The 21961-nt window shown below is 52.7% G+C and carries 24 protein-coding genes; 11 read left to right on the top strand and 13 right to left on the bottom strand.

What is annotated here, in order from left to right; genetic code table 11:
• The first annotated feature begins 238 nt into the window (after positions 1 to 238).
• From pnp to mtr, 5 genes are all read left to right on the top strand, one after another.
• Positions 239 to 2374, top strand: coding sequence for a polyribonucleotide nucleotidyltransferase (pnp, locus tag FQ015_RS09115; protein ID WP_001296445.1), 2136 nt, complete (start codon positions 239 to 241; stop codon positions 2372 to 2374).
• Positions 2375 to 2482: 108 nt separating this feature from the next.
• Positions 2483 to 3367, top strand: coding sequence for a lipoprotein NlpI (nlpI, locus tag FQ015_RS09120; protein ID WP_000802080.1), 885 nt, complete (start codon positions 2483 to 2485; stop codon positions 3365 to 3367).
• A 106-nt stretch (positions 3368 to 3473) separates the two neighbouring features.
• Complete coding sequence (yrbN, locus tag FQ015_RS09125; RefSeq protein ID WP_010723222.1) at positions 3474 to 3554, top strand: protein YrbN; 81 nt, start codon at positions 3474 to 3476, stop codon at positions 3552 to 3554.
• On the top strand, positions 3547 to 5436 hold the full coding sequence (gene deaD / locus FQ015_RS09130; RefSeq protein ID WP_001295553.1) for an ATP-dependent RNA helicase DeaD: 1890 nt from the start codon (positions 3547 to 3549) through the stop codon (positions 5434 to 5436). The genes yrbN and deaD overlap by 8 nt, the downstream gene beginning before the upstream one ends.
• A 153-nt stretch (positions 5437 to 5589) precedes the next feature.
• A complete protein-coding gene (mtr, locus tag FQ015_RS09135) occupies positions 5590 to 6834 on the top strand; it encodes a tryptophan permease (protein ID WP_160523971.1) in 1245 nt (414 codons plus the stop codon).
• Positions 6835 to 6951: 117 nt separating this feature from the next.
• Here mtr and FQ015_RS09140 read toward each other — a convergent pair whose 3' ends face one another.
• From FQ015_RS09140 to ubiU, 3 genes are all read right to left on the bottom strand, one after another.
• The gene (locus FQ015_RS09140; RefSeq protein ID WP_160523972.1) at positions 6952 to 7959 is read right to left on the bottom strand and encodes a luciferase-like monooxygenase; all 1008 of its coding nucleotides are present in this window, start codon (positions 7957 to 7959) and stop codon (positions 6952 to 6954) included.
• An 80-nt stretch (positions 7960 to 8039) separates the two neighbouring features.
• Entirely contained in the window at positions 8040 to 8918 is an 879-nt protein-coding gene (locus FQ015_RS09145) for a U32 family peptidase (RefSeq protein WP_001296442.1), read from the bottom strand.
• A gap of 8 nt (positions 8919 to 8926) precedes the next feature.
• Positions 8927 to 9922 (bottom strand): ubiquinone anaerobic biosynthesis protein UbiU, encoded by a 996-nt coding sequence (ubiU, locus tag FQ015_RS09150; RefSeq protein WP_001354986.1) that lies wholly within the window; start codon positions 9920 to 9922, stop codon positions 8927 to 8929.
• 208 nt (positions 9923 to 10130) lie between these two features.
• On the opposite strand from ubiU, the gene ubiT reads away from it, so the two are divergent.
• Together ubiT and FQ015_RS09160 are read left to right on the top strand one after the other, a co-directional pair.
• Positions 10131 to 10655, top strand: a complete 525-nt coding sequence (gene ubiT / locus FQ015_RS09155; protein ID WP_001295552.1) for a ubiquinone anaerobic biosynthesis accessory factor UbiT — start codon at positions 10131 to 10133, stop codon at positions 10653 to 10655.
• Positions 10649 to 11152, top strand: a complete 504-nt coding sequence (locus tag FQ015_RS09160; protein WP_000908554.1) for a GNAT family N-acetyltransferase — start codon at positions 10649 to 10651, stop codon at positions 11150 to 11152. The genes ubiT and FQ015_RS09160 overlap by 7 nt, the downstream gene beginning before the upstream one ends.
• On the opposite strand, the gene yhbQ is transcribed toward FQ015_RS09160, so the two are convergent.
• Positions 11139 to 11441 (bottom strand): DNA damage response exodeoxyribonuclease YhbQ, encoded by a 303-nt coding sequence (gene yhbQ, locus FQ015_RS09165; protein ID WP_000189315.1) that lies wholly within the window; start codon positions 11439 to 11441, stop codon positions 11139 to 11141. The two genes, FQ015_RS09160 and yhbQ, sit on opposite strands and share 14 nt — an antisense overlap.
• Before the next feature lie 50 nt (positions 11442 to 11491).
• On the opposite strand from yhbQ, the gene FQ015_RS09170 reads away from it, so the two are divergent.
• On the top strand, positions 11492 to 11935 hold the full coding sequence (locus FQ015_RS09170; RefSeq protein WP_000449454.1) for a YhbP family protein: 444 nt from the start codon (positions 11492 to 11494) through the stop codon (positions 11933 to 11935).
• On the opposite strand, the gene yhbO is transcribed toward FQ015_RS09170, so the two are convergent.
• The gene (yhbO, locus tag FQ015_RS09175; protein WP_000037614.1) at positions 11915 to 12433 is read right to left on the bottom strand and encodes a protein/nucleic acid deglycase; all 519 of its coding nucleotides are present in this window, start codon (positions 12431 to 12433) and stop codon (positions 11915 to 11917) included. The genes FQ015_RS09170 and yhbO overlap by 21 nt on opposite strands.
• Positions 12434 to 12560: 127 nt before the next feature.
• Here yhbO and FQ015_RS09180 point away from each other — a divergent pair, with 127 nt between their 5' ends.
• On the top strand, positions 12561 to 13196 hold the full coding sequence (locus FQ015_RS09180) for an NAD(P)H-binding protein (protein ID WP_001352912.1): 636 nt from the start codon (positions 12561 to 12563) through the stop codon (positions 13194 to 13196).
• Between the two features lie 72 nt (positions 13197 to 13268).
• Positions 13269 to 14309 (top strand): permease, encoded by a 1041-nt coding sequence (locus FQ015_RS09185; RefSeq protein ID WP_032185189.1) that lies wholly within the window; start codon positions 13269 to 13271, stop codon positions 14307 to 14309.
• A gap of 203 nt (positions 14310 to 14512) precedes the next feature.
• Here the strand turns inward: FQ015_RS09185 and dolP are convergent, their stop codons facing one another.
• The 4 genes from dolP to lpoA are packed head-to-tail and all read right to left on the bottom strand — an operon-like array spanning position 14513 to position 18097.
• Positions 14513 to 15088: a division/outer membrane stress-associated lipid-binding lipoprotein gene (gene dolP, locus FQ015_RS09190; protein ID WP_000646033.1), complete on the bottom strand. Its 576-nt coding sequence runs from the start codon at positions 15086 to 15088 to the stop codon at positions 14513 to 14515.
• A 9-nt stretch (positions 15089 to 15097) separates the two neighbouring features.
• The gene (gene diaA / locus FQ015_RS09195; RefSeq protein WP_001158035.1) at positions 15098 to 15688 is read right to left on the bottom strand and encodes a DnaA initiator-associating protein DiaA; all 591 of its coding nucleotides are present in this window, start codon (positions 15686 to 15688) and stop codon (positions 15098 to 15100) included.
• A 19-nt stretch (positions 15689 to 15707) separates the two neighbouring features.
• Complete coding sequence (locus FQ015_RS09200) at positions 15708 to 16103, bottom strand: YraN family protein (protein WP_105276798.1); 396 nt, start codon at positions 16101 to 16103, stop codon at positions 15708 to 15710.
• A complete protein-coding gene (lpoA, locus tag FQ015_RS09205; protein ID WP_160523973.1) occupies positions 16061 to 18097 on the bottom strand; it encodes a penicillin-binding protein activator LpoA in 2037 nt (678 codons plus the stop codon). Before lpoA ends, FQ015_RS09200 begins: the two co-directional genes overlap by 43 nt.
• Before the next feature lie 64 nt (positions 18098 to 18161).
• Between lpoA and rsmI the strand changes: the two genes are divergently transcribed.
• A complete protein-coding gene (gene rsmI / locus FQ015_RS09210) occupies positions 18162 to 19025 on the top strand; it encodes a 16S rRNA (cytidine(1402)-2'-O)-methyltransferase (RefSeq protein ID WP_000809263.1) in 864 nt (287 codons plus the stop codon).
• A gap of 49 nt (positions 19026 to 19074) precedes the next feature.
• Here the strand turns inward: rsmI and FQ015_RS09215 are convergent, their stop codons facing one another.
• Genes FQ015_RS09215 through agaB form a run of 4 tightly spaced genes read right to left on the bottom strand, consistent with a single transcriptional unit; the run spans position 19075 to position 21943 of the window.
• A complete protein-coding gene (locus tag FQ015_RS09215) occupies positions 19075 to 19842 on the bottom strand; it encodes a galactosamine-6-phosphate isomerase (protein WP_160523974.1) in 768 nt (255 codons plus the stop codon).
• Entirely contained in the window at positions 19843 to 20634 is a 792-nt protein-coding gene (agaD, locus tag FQ015_RS09220; RefSeq protein ID WP_000534360.1) for a PTS galactosamine transporter subunit IID, read from the bottom strand.
• On the bottom strand, positions 20624 to 21427 hold the full coding sequence (agaC, locus tag FQ015_RS09225; RefSeq protein ID WP_000544466.1) for a PTS galactosamine transporter subunit IIC: 804 nt from the start codon (positions 21425 to 21427) through the stop codon (positions 20624 to 20626). Before agaC ends, agaD begins: the two co-directional genes overlap by 11 nt.
• A gap of 39 nt (positions 21428 to 21466) precedes the next feature.
• Entirely contained in the window at positions 21467 to 21943 is a 477-nt protein-coding gene (gene agaB / locus FQ015_RS09230) for a PTS galactosamine transporter subunit IIB (protein ID WP_000098011.1), read from the bottom strand.
• Positions 21944 to 21961 lie beyond the last annotated feature (18 nt).

The raw sequence follows: 21961 nt of genomic DNA on the forward strand, positions 1-21961 counted from the left end.
GAGTTTCAGAAAAGGGGCCTGAGTGGCCCCTTTTTTCAAACTGACGGCAGCAATTCACTGGAAACTAATGTATTGTTGCTATGAATGATCTTCCGTTGCAGAGGTTCGCGCGGCTAATGAGAGGCTTTACCCACATTGGGCTGGGTTAGGGTTGTCATTAGTCGCGAGGATGCGCAGAAGATCGGGTATTAACACCAGTGCCGTAAGGTGCTGTCTAAGAAAGAGAAAGGATATTACATTGCTTAATCCGATCGTTCGTAAATTCCAGTACGGCCAACACACCGTGACTCTGGAAACCGGCATGATGGCGCGTCAAGCCACTGCCGCTGTTATGGTTAGCATGGATGACACCGCGGTATTCGTTACCGTTGTCGGTCAGAAAAAAGCCAAACCAGGTCAGGACTTCTTCCCGCTGACCGTTAACTATCAGGAGCGTACCTACGCTGCTGGTCGTATCCCGGGTAGCTTCTTCCGTCGTGAAGGCCGCCCAAGCGAAGGCGAAACGCTGATCGCGCGTCTGATTGACCGCCCGATTCGCCCTCTGTTTCCGGAAGGTTTCGTCAACGAAGTTCAGGTTATCGCCACCGTGGTTTCTGTTAACCCGCAGGTTAACCCGGATATCGTCGCGATGATTGGTGCTTCTGCGGCGCTGTCTCTGTCTGGTATTCCGTTCAATGGTCCGATTGGTGCTGCCCGCGTAGGTTACATCAATGACCAGTACGTACTGAACCCGACTCAGGACGAGCTGAAAGAGAGCAAACTGGACCTGGTTGTTGCCGGTACAGAAGCTGCCGTGCTGATGGTTGAATCTGAAGCTGAACTGCTGAGCGAAGACCAGATGCTGGGCGCAGTGGTGTTCGGTCATGAACAACAGCAGGTTGTTATTCAGAACATCAATGAATTGGTGAAAGAAGCCGGTAAACCGCGTTGGGATTGGCAGCCGGAGCCGGTAAACGAAGCGCTGAACGCGCGCGTTGCTGCGCTGGCTGAAGCTCGTCTGAGCGATGCTTATCGCATCACCGACAAACAAGAGCGTTATGCGCAGGTTGATGTCATCAAATCTGAAACCATCGCGACGCTGCTTGCTGAAGACGAAACCCTGGACGAAAACGAACTGGGTGAAATTCTGCACGCTATCGAGAAAAATGTTGTTCGTAGCCGCGTACTGGCAGGCGAACCGCGTATCGACGGTCGTGAAAAAGATATGATCCGTGGTCTGGATGTGCGTACTGGCGTGCTGCCGCGTACTCACGGTTCTGCGTTGTTCACCCGTGGTGAAACGCAGGCGCTGGTTACCGCAACGCTGGGTACTGCACGTGACGCGCAGGTTCTTGATGAACTGATGGGCGAACGTACTGACACCTTCCTGTTCCACTACAACTTCCCTCCGTATTCCGTAGGTGAAACCGGCATGGTCGGTTCTCCGAAGCGTCGTGAAATTGGTCACGGTCGTCTGGCGAAGCGCGGCGTGCTGGCAGTAATGCCGGATATGGACAAATTCCCGTACACCGTACGTGTAGTGTCTGAAATCACCGAATCCAACGGTTCTTCTTCTATGGCTTCCGTGTGCGGTGCGTCTCTGGCGCTGATGGACGCAGGTGTGCCAATCAAAGCTGCTGTTGCGGGTATCGCAATGGGGCTGGTGAAAGAAGGCGACAACTACGTTGTACTGTCTGACATTTTGGGCGACGAAGATCACCTGGGCGATATGGACTTCAAAGTTGCGGGTTCCCGCGACGGTATCTCTGCATTGCAGATGGATATCAAAATTGAAGGTATCACCAAAGAGATCATGCAGGTTGCGCTGAATCAAGCTAAAGGTGCGCGTCTGCACATCCTGGGCGTCATGGAGCAGGCGATCAACGCGCCGCGTGGCGATATCTCTGAGTTTGCACCGCGTATCCATACCATCAAGATCAATCCGGACAAGATCAAAGACGTTATCGGTAAAGGCGGTTCTGTTATCCGTGCCCTGACCGAAGAAACTGGCACTACCATCGAAATTGAAGATGACGGTACTGTGAAGATCGCAGCGACCGACGGCGAGAAGGCGAAAAATGCTATTCGTCGTATCGAAGAGATCACTGCAGAAATCGAAGTAGGCCGCGTCTACAATGGTAAAGTGACTCGTATCGTTGACTTTGGCGCATTTGTTGCCATCGGCGGCGGTAAAGAAGGTCTGGTCCACATCTCTCAAATCGCCGACAAGCGTGTTGAGAAAGTGACCGACTACCTGCAGATGGGTCAGGAAGTACCGGTGAAAGTTCTGGAAGTTGATCGCCAGGGCCGTATCCGTCTGAGCATTAAAGAAGCGACTGAGCAGTCTCAACCTGCTGCAGCACCGGAAGCTCCGGCTGCTGAACAGGGCGAGTAAGGTTGCCATTTGCCCTCCGCTGCGGCGGGGGGCTTTTAACCGGGCAGGACGCCTTGTTAGCAACCGGGAACAGGACGTTCATTCAACCGTGGTCTTCGGGAGTGGGAAATGAAGCCTTTTTTGCGCTGGTGTTTCGTTGCGACAGCACTTACGCTTGCAGGATGCAGTAATACTTCCTGGCGTAAAAGTGAAGTCCTCGCGGTACCATTGCAACCGACTTTGCAGCAGGAAGTGATTCTGGCACGTATGGAACAAATCCTTGCCAGTCGGGCTTTAACCGATGACGAACGCGCACAGCTTTTATATGAGCGCGGAGTGTTGTATGATAGTCTCGGTCTGAGGGCATTAGCGCGTAACGATTTTTCGCAAGCGCTGGCAATCCGACCGGATATGCCTGAAGTATTCAATTACTTAGGCATATATTTAACGCAGGCAGGCAATTTTGATGCTGCCTATGAAGCGTTTGATTCTGTACTTGAGCTTGATCCAACTTACAACTACGCGCACTTGAATCGCGGGATCGCATTATATTACGGCGGTCGTGACAAGTTAGCGCAAGATGATCTGCTGGCGTTTTATCAAGACGATCCCAATGATCCTTTCCGTAGTTTGTGGCTTTATCTCGCCGAGCAGAAGCTCGATGAGAAGCAGGCTAAAGAAGTGTTAAAACAGCACTTCGAAAAATCGGATAAGGAGCAGTGGGGATGGAACATTGTCGAGTTCTACCTGGGCAACATTAGCGAACAAACGTTAATGGAAAGGCTCAAGGCGGACGCAACGGATAACACCTCGCTCGCTGAGCATCTCAGTGAAACCAACTTCTATTTAGGTAAGTACTACCTAAGTCTGGGGGATTTGGACAGCGCCACGGCACTGTTCAAACTGGCGGTTGCCAACAACGTTCATAACTTTGTTGAGCACCGATACGCATTGTTGGAATTATCGCTCCTGGGCCAGGACCAAGATGACCTGGCAGAATCGGACCAGCAATAGCTGACGTACACATCAGCCCGTAATCTTTTTTGATTGCCATCACCTTAACGGGTGAGGGCGTTGTTGTTCGTTAATACACCTACTTTGAGCCGGTTCACACTTTTCAATGAAAATTGCTGATCAATTTCATGATGAGTTATGTAGACTGGCCGCCATTAATTTTGAGGCACACGTACTACATGGCTGAATTCGAAACCACTTTTGCAGATCTGGGCCTGAAGGCTCCTATCCTTGAAGCCCTTAACGATCTGGGTTACGAAAAACCATCTCCAATTCAGGCAGAGTGTATTCCACATCTGCTGAATGGCCGCGACGTTCTGGGTATGGCCCAGACGGGGAGCGGAAAAACGGCAGCATTCTCTTTACCTCTGCTGCAAAATCTTGATCCTGAGCTGAAAGCACCACAGATTCTGGTGCTGGCACCGACCCGCGAACTGGCGGTACAGGTTGCTGAGGCAATGACGGATTTCTCTAAACACATGCGCGGCGTAAACGTGGTTGCCCTGTACGGCGGCCAGCGTTATGACGTGCAATTACGCGCCCTGCGTCAGGGGCCGCAGATCGTTGTCGGTACTCCTGGCCGTCTGCTGGACCACCTGAAACGTGGCACTCTGGACCTCTCTAAACTGAGCGGTCTGGTTCTGGATGAAGCTGACGAAATGCTGCGCATGGGCTTCATCGAAGACGTTGAAACCATTATGGCGCAGATCCCGGAAGGTCATCAGACCGCTCTGTTCTCTGCAACTATGCCGGAAGCGATTCGTCGTATTACCCGCCGCTTTATGAAAGAGCCGCAGGAAGTGCGCATTCAGTCCAGCGTGACTACCCGTCCTGACATCAGCCAGAGCTACTGGACTGTGTGGGGGATGCGTAAAAACGAAGCACTGGTACGTTTCCTGGAAGCGGAAGATTTTGATGCGGCGATTATCTTCGTTCGTACCAAAAACGCGACTTTGGAAGTGGCAGAAGCTCTTGAGCGTAACGGCTACAACAGCGCTGCACTGAACGGTGACATGAACCAGGCGCTGCGTGAGCAGACGCTGGAACGCCTGAAAGATGGTCGTCTGGATATCCTGATTGCGACCGACGTTGCGGCCCGTGGCCTGGACGTTGAGCGTATCAGCCTGGTAGTTAACTACGATATCCCGATGGATTCTGAGTCTTACGTTCACCGTATTGGTCGTACCGGCCGTGCGGGGCGTGCTGGTCGTGCGCTGCTGTTCGTTGAGAACCGCGAGCGTCGTCTGCTGCGCAACATTGAACGCACTATGAAGCTGACCATTCCGGAAGTAGAACTGCCGAACGCAGAGCTGCTGGGCAAACGCCGTCTGGAAAAATTCGCCGCTAAAGTACAGCAGCAGCTGGAAAGCAGCGATCTGGATCAATACCGTGCACTGCTGAGCAAAATTCAGCCGACTGCAGAAGGTGAAGAGCTGGATCTCGAAACTCTGGCAGCCGCACTGCTGAAAATGGCACAGGGTGAACGTACTCTGATTGTTCCGCCAGATGCGCCGATGCGTCCGAAACGTGAATTCCGTGACCGTGATGACCGTGGTCCGCGCGATCGTAACGACCGTGGCCCACGTGGCGACCGTGAAGATCGTCCGCGTCGTGAACGTCGTGATGTTGGCGATATGCAGCTGTACCGTATTGAAGTGGGCCGCGATGATGGTGTTGAAGTTCGTCATATCGTTGGCGCGATTGCTAACGAAGGTGACATCAGCAGCCGTTACATCGGTAACATCAAGCTGTTTGCTTCTCACTCCACCATCGAACTGCCGAAAGGTATGCCGGGTGAAGTGCTGCAACACTTTACGCGTACTCGCATTCTCAACAAGCCGATGAACATGCAGTTGCTGGGCGATGCACAGCCGCATACTGGTGGTGAGCGTCGTGGTGGTGGTCGTGGTTTCGGTGGCGAACGTCGTGAAGGCGGTCGTAACTTCAGCGGTGAGCGCCGTGAAGGTGGTCGTGGTGATGGTCGTCGTTTTAGCGGCGAACGTCGTGAAGGTCGCGCACCGCGTCGTGATGACTCTACTGGTCGTCGTCGTTTCGGTGGTGATGCGTAATCAACGCTGAACAGCGAACACAATCTGTAAAATAATATATACAGCCCCGATTTTAACCATCGGGGCTTTTTTTCTGTCTTTTGTACTCGTGTACTGGTACAGTGCAATGCATAACAACGCAGTCGCACTATTTTTCACTGGAGAGAAGCCCTCATGGCAACACTAACCACCACCCAAACGTCACCGTCGCTGCTTGGCGGCGTGGTGATTATCGGCGGCACCATTATTGGCGCAGGGATGTTTTCTCTGCCTGTGGTCATGTCCGGGGCGTGGTTCTTCTGGTCAATGGCGGCGCTGATCTTTACTTGGTTCTGTATGCTGCATTCCGGCTTGATGATTCTGGAAGCTAACCTGAATTATCGAATCGGTTCGAGTTTTGACACCATCACCAAAGACTTGCTGGGCAAAGGCTGGAACGTGGTCAACGGCATTTCCATTGCCTTTGTGCTCTATATCCTGACCTATGCCTATATTTCTGCCAGCGGTTCGATTCTGCATCACACCTTCGCGGAGATGTCGCTGAATGTTCCGGCACGAGCTGCAGGTTTTGGTTTTGCGCTACTGGTGGCGTTTGTGGTGTGGTTGAGCACCAAAGCCGTCAGCCGGATGACGGCGATTGTGCTGGGGGCGAAAGTTATTACCTTCTTCCTCACTTTCGGCAGTTTGCTGGGGCATGTGCAGCCTGCGACATTGTTTAACGTCGCGGAAAGCAATGCGTCTTATGCACCGTATCTGTTGATGACCCTGCCGTTCTGTCTGGCCTCATTTGGATATCACGGTAACGTGCCGAGCCTGATGAAGTATTACGGCAAAGATCCGAAAACTATCGTGAAATGCCTGGTCTACGGTACGCTGATGGCGCTGGCGCTGTATACCATCTGGTTGCTGGCGACGATGGGCAACATCCCTCGTCCGGAGTTTATCGGCATCGCCGAGAAGGGCGGTAATATTGATGTGCTGGTACAGGCATTAAGCGGTGTATTGAACAGCCGTAGCCTGGACCTTCTGCTGGTCGTGTTCTCAAACTTTGCGGTAGCGAGTTCGTTCCTCGGCGTAACGCTGGGTTTGTTTGACTATCTGGCAGATCTGTTTGGTTTTGACGACTCTGCCCTGGGCCGCTTCAAAACGGCATTGCTGACCTTTGCACCGCCTGTCGTGGGTGGCCTGCTGTTCCCGAACGGATTCCTGTACGCCATTGGTTATGCTGGCTTAGCGGCTACCATCTGGGCGGCAATCGTTCCGGCGCTGCTGGCCCGCGCATCGCGTAAACGCTTTGGCAGCCCGAAATTCCGTGTCTGGGGCGGCAAGCCGATGATTACACTGATTCTGGTGTTTGGTGTTGGCAACGCACTGGTGCATATTTTATCGAGCTTTAATTTGCTGCCGGTGTATCAGTAATTAGCGGTGCCTTATCCGACATTTCTGCTGCCTACACAATGCCTGATGTGCTTCGCTTATCAGGTCTACGTAGGACAGCGTTGCCAGCTCGGATAAGGCTTCCCACGTTAAAACACACTATCCCAGTAACTCTTCCTTAACATCCATCGCCAGCTCAAACGAATGCAGGCGCGCCTGGTGATCGAAAATCTGCCCGTTAACCATAATCTCATCCGCGTCGGTTTCGCGCAGGATCGACTGCAAACCATGACGCACTTTCGCTTTATCACCCACCAGCGACATACTCAGTGCCTGCTGCACGCCATACTGCTCAGACGGTGACCAGAACTGATCCATATTTTGAATCGGTGGCGGCAGTTGCCCGGTATGACCGCGGCGCAGCTTCACAAAGGCTTGCTGCATTGAGGTAAACAGAAATTCAGCGTCGCGGTTGCTGTCGGCGGCGATAATATTGATGCACACCATCGCATACGGTTTTTCCGGTCGTGCCGACGGTTTGAAGTTGCTGCGATAAAGATGCAGCGCCTGGAATAGCATATCCGGTGCGAAGTGTGAGGCAAACGCGAACGGCAGACCAAGCTGCGCCGCCAGTTGTGCACTGTAAAGGCTGGAGCCTAATAACCACACGGGGATTTTCTCGCCATAGCCCGGTACAGGGCGCACATGCGGATTGGGATCACGGGCGTCAAACCAGTCCACCAGCTCCGCGACATCGCGGGGGAAATTATCAATATCGCCGCTCATATGGCGACGTAGTGCCATCATTGTCCGTTGGTCACTACCTGGCGCACGACCCAGCCCCAAATCGATTCGCCCCGGATAGAGCGTATTGAGCGTACCGAACTGTTCGGCAATCACCAACGGTGAGTGGTTTGGTAACATCACGCCGCCAGACCCCAGATGCAGCGTGGTGGTATTTGCCGCCAGATAGCCAATCAATACTGATGTTGCAGCACTGGCAATGCCAGTCATATTGTGGTGTTCCGCCAGCCAGTAGCGATGATAGCCGCGCTTTTCAGCCAGACGGGCGAGGTCGAGAGAGTGGGAGAACGCTTCTCGCGCTGAAGAACCTTCGGGGATGGGGGCCAGATCGAGTAGCGAAAACGCAATGGTTTTATCAGTCATAACAGCTCACTTTGTTACCGATTAATCTTTAATACTGCATTAAAGAGTAGTTAAAGTTGTTAACAAAGTGAGCTATTTGCTTAGGCTTGCAGTTCCAGCCCAGCCAGCCGTCTCCAGTAGCCGTTACAGTCGCTGTTTGCCGTCAACGGGAGTGGTGCAGCACCATTTTCATTAGCGCGGAAGGCGTCGAGCATAGCGAAAGTGTCAGTACCCTGCGGTGACAGGCGGACCACATCAACCAGCCCCTGCATGGATGCCAGCTCGTTACCGAGGTTGTACACGTAGCCGCTCATGGTCTGAATGCCATTGAGCACAAACACTTGTTGGTTTTCCTGCGACAGCACGTTGCGCCCGTTCGGATACTTAATGCAGCAGGTTTCACACTCATCTTTCGGGCGGTCTTCCGAACGCGCGGTAAAGCAGCGGGCGGAGTAGGCCAGCGGCAGATGACCGTAGCTCAAGACTTCCACTTCAAACTGGTTGCGAATGCCCAGCTCATCGCACTGATTAAGCAGATTCACCAGCCAGTCGCGGGAAAGTTCCACCGGCATACACCAGCGCATCATGCCCTGTTTGAGCAATATTTTCAGCGTCACCGCGTTGTAGCAGTTCAGCGCGTGTCCGGCGACGAACGGCAGTTTGCGCTCAGCGCACATATTCACCACGCCGAGATCGCTGGCTTCAATCAGAAACTCACCGTTCTCAACATAGCGTTTCAGTTCGCCCAGTTCGGAGGATGCCTGCACCAGCGCCAGCGTGGAGAGCACAATCTGCTTGCCACTTCCGGCGAGCGATTTTGCCATCTCCAGCCAGTCGCCAACTTTGGTTGCCCGGCGTTTGCTACAGACCGCTTCACCGAGATAAATCACGTCGGCGCTGCTGGCGGCGGCCTGCTGATAAAAATCTTCCAGCGTCTCTTTTGGCCAGTACCACAGCACCGGCCCTAAGGAATATTTCATTACTTTTCTCACTGCCATTTACGGTGATACGCGCCAAGAGTGGTTTGTGTGCCTTCGGACATCGACCCGAGCGTCTCCATCCACGCGCTTTGCGGCACGAAGTTTTGCGGATCGGCCTTACAACGGTCGATAGCCTGACGCCAGACTTTCGCTACCTGGCTGACATACGCAGGGCTACGCTGGCGGCCTTCAATTTTCACCGAAGCGATATTCGCCGCCATTAACTCTGGCAGTAGCTCAAGGGTATTGAGACTGGTTGGTTCTTCCAGCGCATGATAGCGCTCGCCGTCCACCAGATAACGCCCTTTACACAGCGTCGGATAACCTGCGTTTTCGCCGTCCTGATAACGGTCGATCAGCACTTCGTTCAGGCGGGATTCCAGCCCCTGTGGCGTTTGCTGCCAGCGCACGAAACGGGCCGGAGAACATGCCCCCACGGTGTTGGGCGACTCACCCGTCAGATACGACGACAGATAGCAACGACCTTCCGACATAATGCACAGACTGCCGAAAGCGAACACTTCCAGCGGTACAGGCGTGACCCGCGCCAGTTGTTTCACCTGATGAATCGACAACACGCGCGGCAGCACCACGCGGGCAACGTCAAAATGGCGATGATAAAAGTGAATCGCCTCTTCATTGGTTGCTGAAGCCTGCACTGACACATGACGTTCAATATGCGGGTATCGCTGGGCGGCGTACTCCAGCATGGCGAGGTCGGCGAGGATCAGCGCATCGGCACCCAACTGCGCCGCCATATCCACGGCGCGCTGCCAGCGGGCGTAACCGTCCGGATGCGCAAAAGTGTTAATCGCGATGTGAAGTTTGCGGCGATGTTGATGGACAAAACTCACCGCTTCCTGCAATTTTTTCTCGGTAAAGTTAAGGCCGGCGAAGTGACGGGCATTGGTATCATCTTTTAGCCCGATATAAACAGCATCTGCGCCGTTTTCGATGGCCGCCTTAAGCGCCGGGAGATTTCCGGCAGGGCAGAGCAGCTCCATAATTTTTCCTGAAGGGTGCGCTATCAAAACGCAAAAATGTTAACGAACTGGGATTTTAGTTAACCTTGCAGCGACAATTTTTGATTTAAGGCAGTTAAAGTTGTATTGGTGGTAGCAGCAATTTCATATGGAATTGTTGATTTATACCGCTATGTTATTTTTCTGATATGGCAAAATAGGATGATTGTTGAAACAGGGAGTAAAACTCGTGTTGGATAAACTGCGTTCCCGTATTGTGCATTTGGGGCCATCTCTGTTGAGTGTACCGGTAAAACTGACGCCATTTGCGCTAAAACGCCAGGTTCTTGAGCAGGTCTTAAGCTGGCAATTCCGCCAGGCGCTGGATGATGGCGAGCTGGAGTTTCTTGAAGGGCGCTGGTTAAGTATTCATGTGCGTGATATTGACCTGCAATGGTTTACCTCGGTGGTGAATGGCAAACTGGTCGTTAGCCAGAACGCGCAAGCTGATGTGAGTTTTAGTGCCGACGCCAGCGATCTGCTGATGATTGCGGCGCGTAAACAGGATCCGGACACGCTCTTCTTCCAGCGTCGGCTGGTGATTGAAGGCGATACGGAGCTGGGGTTATATGTGAAAAACCTGATGGACGCCATTGAACTGGAGCAAATGCCGAAAGCCTTACGCATGATGCTGCTGCAACTGGCGGATTTTGTTGAGGCGGGAATGAAAACCGCGCCTGAAACCAAACAGACATCGGTAGGTGAACCATGCTAATTCGAGTAGAAATTCCCATTGATGCGCCGGGTATTGATGCCCTGCTGCGTCGTTCATTCGAAAGCGATGCGGAAGCGAAGCTGGTTCACGATCTGCGTGAAGATGGCTTTCTGACGCTGGGGCTGGTGGCGACAGATGACGAAGGTCAGGTCATTGGCTATGTGGCATTTAGTCCGGTTGATGTGCAGGGCGAAGACCTGCAATGGGTCGGCATGGCACCGCTGGCGGTAGATGAAAAATACCGTGGACAGGGGCTGGCACGCCAACTGGTCTATGAAGGACTCGATTCGCTTAATGAGTTCGGCTATGCCGCAGTGGTGACGCTGGGCGATCCGGCGCTGTACAGTCGTTTCGGCTTTGAGCTGGCGGCGCATCACGATCTGCGTTGTCGCTGGCCGGGCACTGAAAGCGCCTTCCAGGTACATCGTTTAGCGGATGACGCGCTGAACGGCGTAACCGGTCTGGTTGAGTATCACGAGCACTTCAATCGCTTTTAATCTTTGGGGTTTGCAGGCTGCTCAACAGTTCTGCAAACCCTGCGCCTTCCGCTACCAGACGTTCTTTTTGCCGTTTGGTCAGTTGTTTAACGCGATATTCCGCCCGTAGTGCCAGCGAACGGTCGCCCACTGGCGCGGAAAATGCCAGCGTCAGTTCACCTTTCCCACGCAGTGCTTTTGCGCCTTTGCCGCTTTGATGTTGCTGATAGCGGCGTTCGACATCCGTGGTGATCCCGGTATAAAGCTTATTGTCGGCGGTACGGATCAAGTAAAGAAACCAGGGTGTCATCGTCTGCGTCACATGTTAAGGTCAGGCCCACAGTATAAAAGAGAACAGCTATGGAAACACTCACCGCCATCAGCCGTTGGCTGGCAAAACAACATGTTGTCACCTGGTGTGTGCAGCAGGAAGGGGAATTGTGGTGCGCCAATGCCTTTTATCTTTTTGATGCACAGAAAGTTGCCTTCTACATTTTGACGGAGGAAAAAACGCGTCACGCGCAGATGAGTGGGCCGCAGGCGGCAGTTGCTGGAACGGTAAACGGTCAGCCGAAAACGGTAGCGTTAATTCGCGGCGTGCAGTTTAAAGGTGAGATCCGCAGACTGGAAGGTGAGGAAAGCGACCTTGCGCGTAAGGCGTATAATCGTCGCTTTCCGGTTGCCAGAATGCTGTCGGCGCCGGTGTGGGAAATCCGGCTTGATGAAATCAAATTCACTGACAACACGCTGGGCTTTGGTAAAAAAATGATTTGGCTACGTAGCTCAGGCACCGAGCAGGCGTAACGCCTCGCGGTTAAACGCGGGCAAATCGTCCGGTGTCCGACTGGTAACCAGCTGATCTTTATCGACCACGACTTCCTGATCGTAAAATTCCGCGCCCGCGTTTTTAACATCAATCACAATCGGTTTAACCGCGGTCAGTTTGCGTCCCCGAATCACATCGGCGCTGATCAGCAGCTGCGGACCGTGGCAAATGGCAAACACCGGTTTGCCGCTATTCACAAAATCACGGGTAAAGGTGACAAAACGGTTGTCGCCACGCAGATAATCCGGTGAATGGCCGCCCGGTAGCAGCAGGGCATCAAACTCGGCTGGCGTCACTTCATCGATGGATTTATCGATGGTCACGCTGGCTTCTCCTTTTTTCCCTTTCACCGTTTTACCCGCTTGTTTTTCAATGGTAATCACTTCGTGTCCGGCTTTACGGAACTCGTCTGCGGGTGAAGTAAATTCTGAATCCTCAAATTCATCAGTGATTAAAACGGCAATTTTCTTACTCATGCTTCCTCCGCGTTGTTGCATTGGATGAGGCGAATTTCTCACAATCGGGGATAATTACCTCATGGTCTATTAAGCCTGGTGCATGAGCCGGGGAGCGCAAGGCAGACAATTCTGTAAAGGAGCGAAGATGAGTCAGGTACTGATTACAGGCGCAACGGGGCTGGTGGGCGGTCACCTGCTGCGGATGTTGATTAACGAACCGAAAGTTAACGCTATTGCTGCACCGACGCGACGTCCGTTGGGAGATATGCCGGGGGTGTTTAATCCCCATGATCCGCAACTGACCGACGCGCTGGCACAGGTCACCGATCCCATCGACATTGTGTTTTGTTGTCTCGGCACCACGCGGCGGGAAGCGGGGAGCAAAGAAGCGTTTATTCATGCCGATTACACGCTGGTTGTGGATACCGCATTAACCGGACGGCGACTGGGTGCTCAGCATATGCTGGTAGTCAGTGCTATGGGGGCCAATCCCCACTCGCCGTTTTTCTATAACCGCGTCAAAGGGGAGATGGAAGAAGCGTTAATCGCCCAGAACTGGCCGAAACTGACCATTGCCCGTCCGTCGATGTTGCTGGGCGATCGCAGCAAGCAGCGGATGAACGAAACGCTTTTTGCACCGTTGTTTCGTCTGCTACCGGGTAACTGGAAATCCATTGATGCGCGAGACGTGGCGCGGGTCATGCTGGCAGAGGCGATGCGGCCTGAGCATGAAGGTGTGACTATTTTAAGCTCTTCAGAATTACGCAAAAGAGCTGAATAATTATTCCCAAGAATTGATAGTGAGCGTAATATTCACGCGCTTAATTATCATAATTTATTCCTGGGGAATGCTATGACTGGTCAGTCTTCATCTCAGGCGGCAACGCCCATTCAGTGGTGGAAACCCGCGCTTTTCTTTCTCGTTGTCATTGCTGGTCTCTGGTATGTGAAATGGCAACCTTACTACGGCAAAGCGTTTACCGCCGCCGAAACTCACAACATCGGTAAATCAATACTCTCACAGGCGGATGCTAATCCGTGGCAGGCGGCGTTGGATTACGCGATGGTCTATTTCCTCGCGGTATGGAAAGCGGCGGTGCTGGGAGTGATCCTCGGGTCGTTGATTCAGGTGCTGATCCCTCGTGACTGGCTGCTACGCACGCTTGGGCAATCGCGCTTTCGCGGCACGCTGCTGGGAACGCTGTTTTCGCTGCCGGGCATGATGTGTACTTGCTGTGCGGCACCGGTCGCGGCGGGGATGCGTCGTCAACAGGTGTCGATGGGCGGGGCGCTGGCATTCTGGATGGGCAATCCGCTGTTAAATCCGGCGACGCTGGTGTTTATGGGTTTTGTCCTCGGCTGGGGCTTTGCGGCGATTCGTCTGGTGGCGGGGCTGGTGATGGTGTTGCTGATTGCGACGCTGGTGCAAAAATGGGTGCGTGAAACACCGCAAACGCAGGCTCCGGTCGAAATTGACATGCCGGAAGTGCAGGGCGGATTTTTTAGCCGCTGGGGCAGGGCGCTATGGACGCTTTTCTGGAGTACGATCCCGGTATATATCCTTGCCGTACTGGCGTTGGGTGCCGCTCGCGTCTGGTTATTCCCCCATGCCGATGGTGCTGTCGATAACAGCCTGATGTGGGTGATTGCGATGGCGGTAGCGGGATGCTTGTTTGTCATTCCCACGGCAGCAGAAATTCCGATTGTACAAACGATGATGCTGGCAGGTATGGGAACCGCTCCGGCGCTGGCATTGTTGATGACGCTTCCTGCTGTAAGTTTGCCGTCGCTGATAATGTTGCGTAAAGCGTTCCCGGCGAAAGCCTTATGGCTGACGGGTGCGATGGTGGCGGTGTCTGGTGTGATTGTCGGCGGGCTGGCGCTGTTGTTCTGATTTGAGGGAAAACATGTCGGATGCGGCGTAAACGCCTTATCCGACCTACGGTTTGCATCGTTGTAGGCCTGATAAGACGCGGCAAGCGTCGCATCAGGCAACGGCAGTCGGATGCGGCGCAGGCGCCTTATTCGACCTACGGTTTGTGTCGTGTAGGCCTGATAAGACGCGGCAAGCGTCGCATCAGGCATTACAAGGTGCTGCTATTTAATAAACGTAAACGCTGTGGTTACACGTTTTACGCCGCTCACCCGACTGGCAATATCTGCCGCCGCTTTCGCTTCACGTTCAGTCACCAGCCCCATCAGGAACACTTCACCGTTTTCGGTGGTCACTTTCACGTTGGACGATTTCACCAGGTCGCTGGTTAAGAGCTGCGAACGCACTTTGGTGGTGATCCACGTATCGTTAGACGCTTCGCCCAGACCAATCGGCTGGCCCTGACGAATCTCGTTATACACTTCGTTGGCACCGTCTACGCCCATAGCAATCTGTTTGGCGCGAGCCGAAAGTTCAGCATTTGGTGACTGCCCAACCAGCAGCACTTTGCCCTGATAGGCCGTGACATTAATGCGTGCTTCTTTCTTGATTTGTTCGTCTTTCGACAATGCGCTGTTCACGCGCACTTCCAGGGTTCCATCATCCACCTGGGTGCCGACACTGCGTGGGTCAGTTGCGGCTTTTGTACCCACAGCCGCGGTGCCCACTACGGCGGCAGCAACGCAACCTTGCAACAGCAGTGCGGAAATAAGGACTGCGATTGGCGATAATGCCTTCATGTATTCTCCTTAAACATCCTGGTGAGGGAAAAGCGTGTTATCGATCAGATCGCACAAGCAATTTACCGTCAGCATATGCATTTCCTGAATGCGAGCACTACGATGCGAAGGAATGCGGATCTCCACATCCTGTGGCCCTAACAACCCTGCAAGTTCACCGCCGTCATAGCCAGTCAATGCCACAATGGTCATATCACGCGTAACAGCAGCTTCTACTGCTTTTACGATATCGCGGCTGTTGCCACGGGTGGAAATGGCTAACAACACATCTCCCGCATGCCCCAGCGCCCGCACCTGTTTTGCATACACTTCATCATGTAAGCGATCGTTGGCAATCGCCGTTAAGACAACATTATCAGTATTTAGTGCAATGGCAGGTAAGCTGGGCCGCTCCGTTTCGAATCGGTTGATCATGCTGGCAGCAAAATGCTGTGCGTTGGCAGCGGAAGTTCCATTACCACAACAGAGGATTTTGTTGCCATTGAGCAGAGACTGAACCAGCGTCATGGCTGCACGGGAGATGGCATCCGGAAGCGCCTCTGCTGCCGCAATTTGAGTTTGAATGCTTTCAGTGAAGCAAGCTTTAATTCGTTCTTGCACGCTAATCCTTAAACCTTAATTATGAGTGGTCATTAAAGGCATCCTTAATCCACTCAACTTCATTCCCGGTGAAGGCTACCACATCGAACCGGCAATCCACAGTATCAAAACTCCCATTATGACGCGCGAGCCACAAGCGGGCAGTCTGTAATAATTTGTGTTGTTTGCTTCGGGTCACACTGGCTGTCGCACCACCGTAAAGGGCTGAGCGGCGGTAACGCACCTCGACAAAAACGGTGGTCCTGCCTTCACGCATTATCAGATCGATCTCGCCGCCACGCTCGTTCACGTTAGCGGCGACAAACCGCAGTCCTTTGCTCTCCAGCCAGCGACGCGCTTGTGCTTCCCACGCATCGCCGGTCTGTTTAGTGGTTAACTGGCGGGGACTACCTGACCTTGTTGGTACTGTAGCCATGATAACTTCCTGTTAATTACGCAATCCGGGTTAGCCGTCAGACTTCCGGTATTACCGTTGATTTCGAAACCCTGAACCTGGCGCATCTGTGAGAAATGATTTGCCAACGACCAGGCATCAACGCCCATCGCATACATGCGAGCCAGCGAATAATCGTTATTCACCGCACTGAGCGCCTGCTGCATTAATGGCAGATTACCGCCTGCCAGCATCGGGATTTCGCTATATTGCAAACCTTCCATTTCCAGACGGAAATCCGGACCCGCGGTGCCTTGTGCGCTGCGGGAACTGGCGTACAGCGTTGCACCGCTCTGGCTACCGTTACGCATGGCGATCATCGGTTTGATAAAAGCGATTTCGCCCGGCGTTGCCACAATGTACACCGCATCGACACGGCCGCCATTATTGGTGAACTGGTCATCGGTTGGCGTGGTTTGCAGCGTTGGATTGTTGGTCGTTATGCCTGAGTCGGTTGTCGCTCTGGGAGTAATCGGGCTACCGGTTAAAGCGATACCAGAACCACCGTTAACTCCCGCGCGTAATTCGCTGGTGGAACCAAATTTTTGTTGCAGAACGGTGCCGCCGCCCAGCTTCTGCCACTCTTGCGCAAACGCATTGGCTACGCGATCGCCCAGCGAACTGCGAGGGATCAGCACCAGTGGCGCTTGTTTACCCTGGTCACGAATATGACGCGCTGCATCGCGCGCTTCGTCTTCCGGTGAAAGTGCGAAGTAACAAATATTGACGCGGTTTTCGATATTTTCCGGCTGGTTCAGTGCCAGCACGTTCAGCGGGGTGTTGCTTTTCAGTAACTCTTCAACGTTATTTTTCAGCAACGGACCGACCACAATACTCGCGCCATCCTGCTGAACCTGGTTGAGGATCTGGCTAAGCGGTTGTGATGAGGTATCATAAATTTTCAGCTCTGCGGATGGATTCGCGGGGGCGCTTACCGCCGCAGTGCTTGCCGCCGGGGCGCTTACAGGCACTGGTTGAGCCGCGGTTTCTTCGCCTGTCAGATCGCTAACCGAGGCTTGTGCCGGGCTGGCAACGCCGTCAACAGTTTGCTGCTGGGGTTGTTCTGCAACGTCTGCGATTGGTGCGGCAGTTGCCTGTGCCGCCACTGGCTGAGTGCCGATATTTTTCGCCGCTTCAAAGCCTTGCTGAATAGTGCGGCCAAATACTGCGGCCTGACCATTCAACGGCAATAACAGGGCTATTTTGTTGGTTGACGCTGGTTTAAATGCTTTTACGTTTACCAACTGCGTAGGCAGCATTTTCGCGCCCGGGTTGTTCGGATAACGTTTCTGCCAGTCGGCGATCCCAGCTTTCATCATGTCGGGATCGTTACGGTTATCAAACCAGACGCGCTGCAGATCAAGCCAGCCTTGCAGAATATTTTCGTCGGCGTTGATCACCAGCGTATTCGCCTGGTCCTGAGTCATGGAGGAGAGTGCCTGCCATGTAGCATCAATATTCTGTTGCTTTTCTTTCGCGCCGAGCAGGGGTTCCTGAGCAATTAAGGCGCGCAGTAAATCAATGGAAGGACGCCCCTGACTGGCATCGATTTTTGCCTGCCAGTAACGCGCCTGCTGGTTTTGATCTAAATCGGCAGGTGTGATTTTCGCCAGCAGGGTTTGTGCGCCAGCAAAATCTTTCTGCGCCAGCTTAATTTCTACTGCCAGAAGAGTTTTCTCGCGACGCTGGTAATCGTCCAGTTCCTGCGGCAGTTGGTTAAACAGCTCCACCGCCTGCCCGGTTTTACCTTCTTTCACCAGTGCACGAATGGCGAGTAATTGCCAGTTGATCCTGGTATCATCAGCGCTTTGCTGCATCTGCTGAAGATAAAAGGCAGAATCAGCCTGCGCCGTGCCCTGCATATAGGCAGTGGACTGATCGGGAGTATGGGTGCCACAACCGGCGAAAATCAGGGCTGCCAGAACAACAGGCAGACAACGCGCGGCTTTCAAACGAGAAAATGTTGAGGGTACCATAATGTATCCAGTGATATTTTTTTTACGCAATGCTCAATATTAAATCGGCAATACGGACGACACAATGAAACAACACCAATCGGCGGATAATTCTCAGGGCCAGCTTTACATTGTACCGACGCCAATCGGCAATCTGGCGGATATCACCCAGCGTGCGTTAGAGGTATTACAGGCCGTTGATCTGATTGCCGCCGAGGATACTCGTCACACCGGTTTATTGCTGCAACATTTTGGGATTAATGCCCGGTTGTTTGCGCTGCACGACCATAACGAACAACAGAAAGCCGAAACGTTACTGGCGAAGCTGCAGGAAGGGCAAAACATTGCGCTGGTGTCCGATGCTGGAACGCCACTGATTAACGATCCCGGCTATCATCTGGTGCGTACCTGCCGAGAAGCGGGGATTCGCGTGGTGCCACTACCGGGGCCGTGTGCTGCTATCACTGCATTAAGTGCTGCGGGTTTACCATCCGATCGTTTTTGTTATGAAGGTTTCCTGCCTGCCAAATCAAAAGGCCGTCGTGATGCGCTAAAAGCCATTGAAGCGGAGCCGCGTACGCTGATTTTTTATGAATCCACCCACCGTCTGTTAGATAGCCTGGAAGATATCGTTGCTGTGCTGGGTGAGTCCCGTTACGTGGTGCTGGCGCGTGAGCTCACCAAAACCTGGGAAACCATTCACGGCGCGCCCGTTGGCGAGCTGCTGGCGTGGGTAAAAGAAGATGAAAACCGTCGCAAAGGCGAAATGGTGCTGATTGTTGAAGGCCATAAAGCGCAGGAAGAAGACTTACCCGCCGATGCCCTGCGCACGCTGGCGTTGTTACAGGCTGAGCTTCCGCTGAAGAAAGCGGCGGCGCTGGCGGCAGAGATTCACGGCGTGAAAAAAAACGCGCTGTATAAGTATGCGCTGGAACAGCAGGGGGAGTGATTACAGGCGTCGCAGCAAGAATAGAGCTGCAACGCCTACACCGGGCGATTTAACGACGACACATCTCATCAATCATGCATGTGAAATAGTTATGCAGCCATAAAAACGAAGCCGGGATAGCGGTAGAGACTTTAGCCGTGAGAAAACGTTCTGTCGCATCCTGCTTTCCTTCGCCAGTTATCAGTAGCAAAACTTCGCGGGTATTGAGAATATCCTTCAGGCCTAAGGTGATCCCACGAGTCACGGGGCGACCCGCGGTTTTTAACATCTCATGTTGCTGTGTTCTGGCATCAAGTTGACTGATATGGCAGGCCGGTTGCAGGCTTTCTCCCGGTTCGTTCAGCCCAAGATGACCGTTTTTCCCCAATCCGAGAACGCATAAATCCAGACCGCCTTTGCGCGCAATCAGGTTCGTTACCCGTTCGCACTCTGTCTCATTTATCTCTTCGGAGCGAAAGCTGATGAGCTGGTCTTCACGTAGCCCCAGCGGCTGCACGATATGCTGTTGAAGGAAAGTTTCGCAGGTGCCAGGCATCGTTAATGGCAGATCCACCCATTCGTCGAGCTTCACGAAGGTGAGCTGGCTGACATCAACCTGCTGCTGGTGGATTTTTTCTACCAGATAATGATACGTCAGTAATGGCGTGGCTCCGGTCGCCAGGCAAATCACAGCATCCGGTTTGCTACGGATCACGGCCAATAAATATTCGCTGGCACGTTCACTTAACGCCGTATAGTTTTCAACTTGTTGAAGGGTTTGCACAGGATGAAATTCCTTTAGTAAAGAGGCACCACCAGACGCAGTGCCTCGTTCCATTTACAAAATGCCGAATGCGGAACAAACAATAGAGAGCACAAAAGTCACGCCGATTAACAGCACCGGATGCGCTTTTTTCACCCGCAGGAAGTAATACATCAACAGGGTGTAGGCCATCGGTAAAATGTTCGGGAAGACTTTATCGAAGAAATCCTGCTGCAGCGCGACGCTGTGGGTACTGTCGATGGCAAACGATGTCACCACGTTAATATGCACATACGAAGCGATCAGCCCGCCGATTACCGTGATCCCGAGTATGGTTGCCGAACGAGCAATCATCTGCGAGTTCTCTCGCACTTTATCGATCGCCTTCACGCCGACTGAATAACCGACGTGGGTCCAGCCGACGCGCAGGAAAAAGATAAGCAGGTAAACGGCGAAAAATAGAATCGGCCCCAGCAGGTTTCCCTGACTGGCAAACGATGAGCAAATCCCCGCCATAATCGGCAATAAGGTAAACCAGAAAATCGCATCGCCAATCCCGGCGATTGGGCCAAAAAGCGCCACTTTAAGGCCTTTAATGGTGTCGCGGTTTTCTCCTTTTTCTTCCATCGAAATTAATAACCCCATCAGGAATCCGACCAGATTCGGGTGAGTATTAATAAATTCGAGGTTATCTTTCATCGCCGCGCTTAGGCCCGGTTTGTCGTCCTTATAAATCTTTTTCAGGAGCGGCAACATCGCCCAGGTAAAACCGCCCGCCTGCATCCTTTCGTAGTTAAAGCTCGCTTGCAGGAGTGACGAACGAAAGCCCAGACGGGTGATATCTTTTTTACTGATTTCAGATCCCATTGCTGTAGTCCTCTTCTTCATTTTTACTGGCAACGGGCTGCGGTTGCGCTTGCTGCCGGGATTTCGCATTGAAAAACTCATACACCGCAAAGCCTGCGCCCAGTACGGCAACCGGCAACAGGTTGCTGACCTGGATGTAGCAAACAAACAGGAAACCGGCGATCAGGTAAGGGATATATTGCGCTTTGAACATTACGCGCAGCAGCAAGCCAAAACCAACGGCAGGCAGAATACCGCCAGCCACTTCAAAGCCGTGGGTCAGCCAGGCGGGCATCGCTTTCACCAGCGCCTGCATCGCCCCCTGTGCCAGGTAAGTACAAAGGAAAGCAATCACCGCATACGCTGAAGCGACGATGAGCATCGTTGTCCAGTTAAGTCGGGAAAACGCTGCTGTATCCGCCTCTTTCGCACAATTATCAGCTTTGGTCATGAATAATGAGAAAGCGGAATAGAAGAACAGAATGACGTACTGCATTAACAAACTAAACGGCAGACCAAGGCCAATTGCCGTTTTGGCATCGACGCCAGTAGACCACGCAATGACGGTAGTCATCAGACCCGCCATAATTGGGTTGGGCGGCTGTACACCACCTGCGGGGGTTAATCCGGCGAAAGCCAGTTCTGTTAGGCCACCGGTAATTAAGCCAGTCTGAATATCACCGAGAATAGCACCTGTAAGGGTACAAACGATTATCGGGCGGAATAAAAATAAGGCTTCCAGCCAAAAATCAATCCCCAGAACGAAAACTAACGCCGCCAGGGATAATCCCTGAATTAGGGTTATTTCATGCATTTTTATTACCTCAAACCAGTATTAAGGCGATTTTTGAATTTAGTCAGGGATTTGTTCTTTTTGATCGCCGGGGACGTCCTGAATAAAAATATTCACACCGCGTTGTTTAATAAAGCGTAAGTCCGCGAGATCTTGATCGTCGATATAAACTTTACTGCTGATTTGCTTTTTACCTTCCGAGAAATGCATATTGCCGACGTTGACATCTTTCAGGTCAATGCCACCTTCTATCAATTTACGTACCGTTTGCGGCGTACGGCAAATCAAGAAGATTTTCTGATGCGGTGCAGCTTTGCCGATGACGTTAATGGTTTTTTCGATAGTAAAGAAACGAATGCCAAAGCCGTAGGTTTCCGCGGTAATACCCATTAATTTTTGTTGAATATCATCGTTAGCGACAACATCATCCACGACTACCAGCAGATTTGCACCGATGGTAGATGTCCAGGTCACACCAACCTGACCGTGAACCAGACGGTTATCAATACGGGTTAAGAGAATATTTGGACTGCTCATTGTGTAATCCTCACCATA

The sequence above is a fragment of the Escherichia sp. HH26CH genome (assembly GCF_009820205.1).
GTDB lineage: Bacteria > Pseudomonadota > Gammaproteobacteria > Enterobacterales > Enterobacteriaceae > Escherichia > Escherichia coli_F.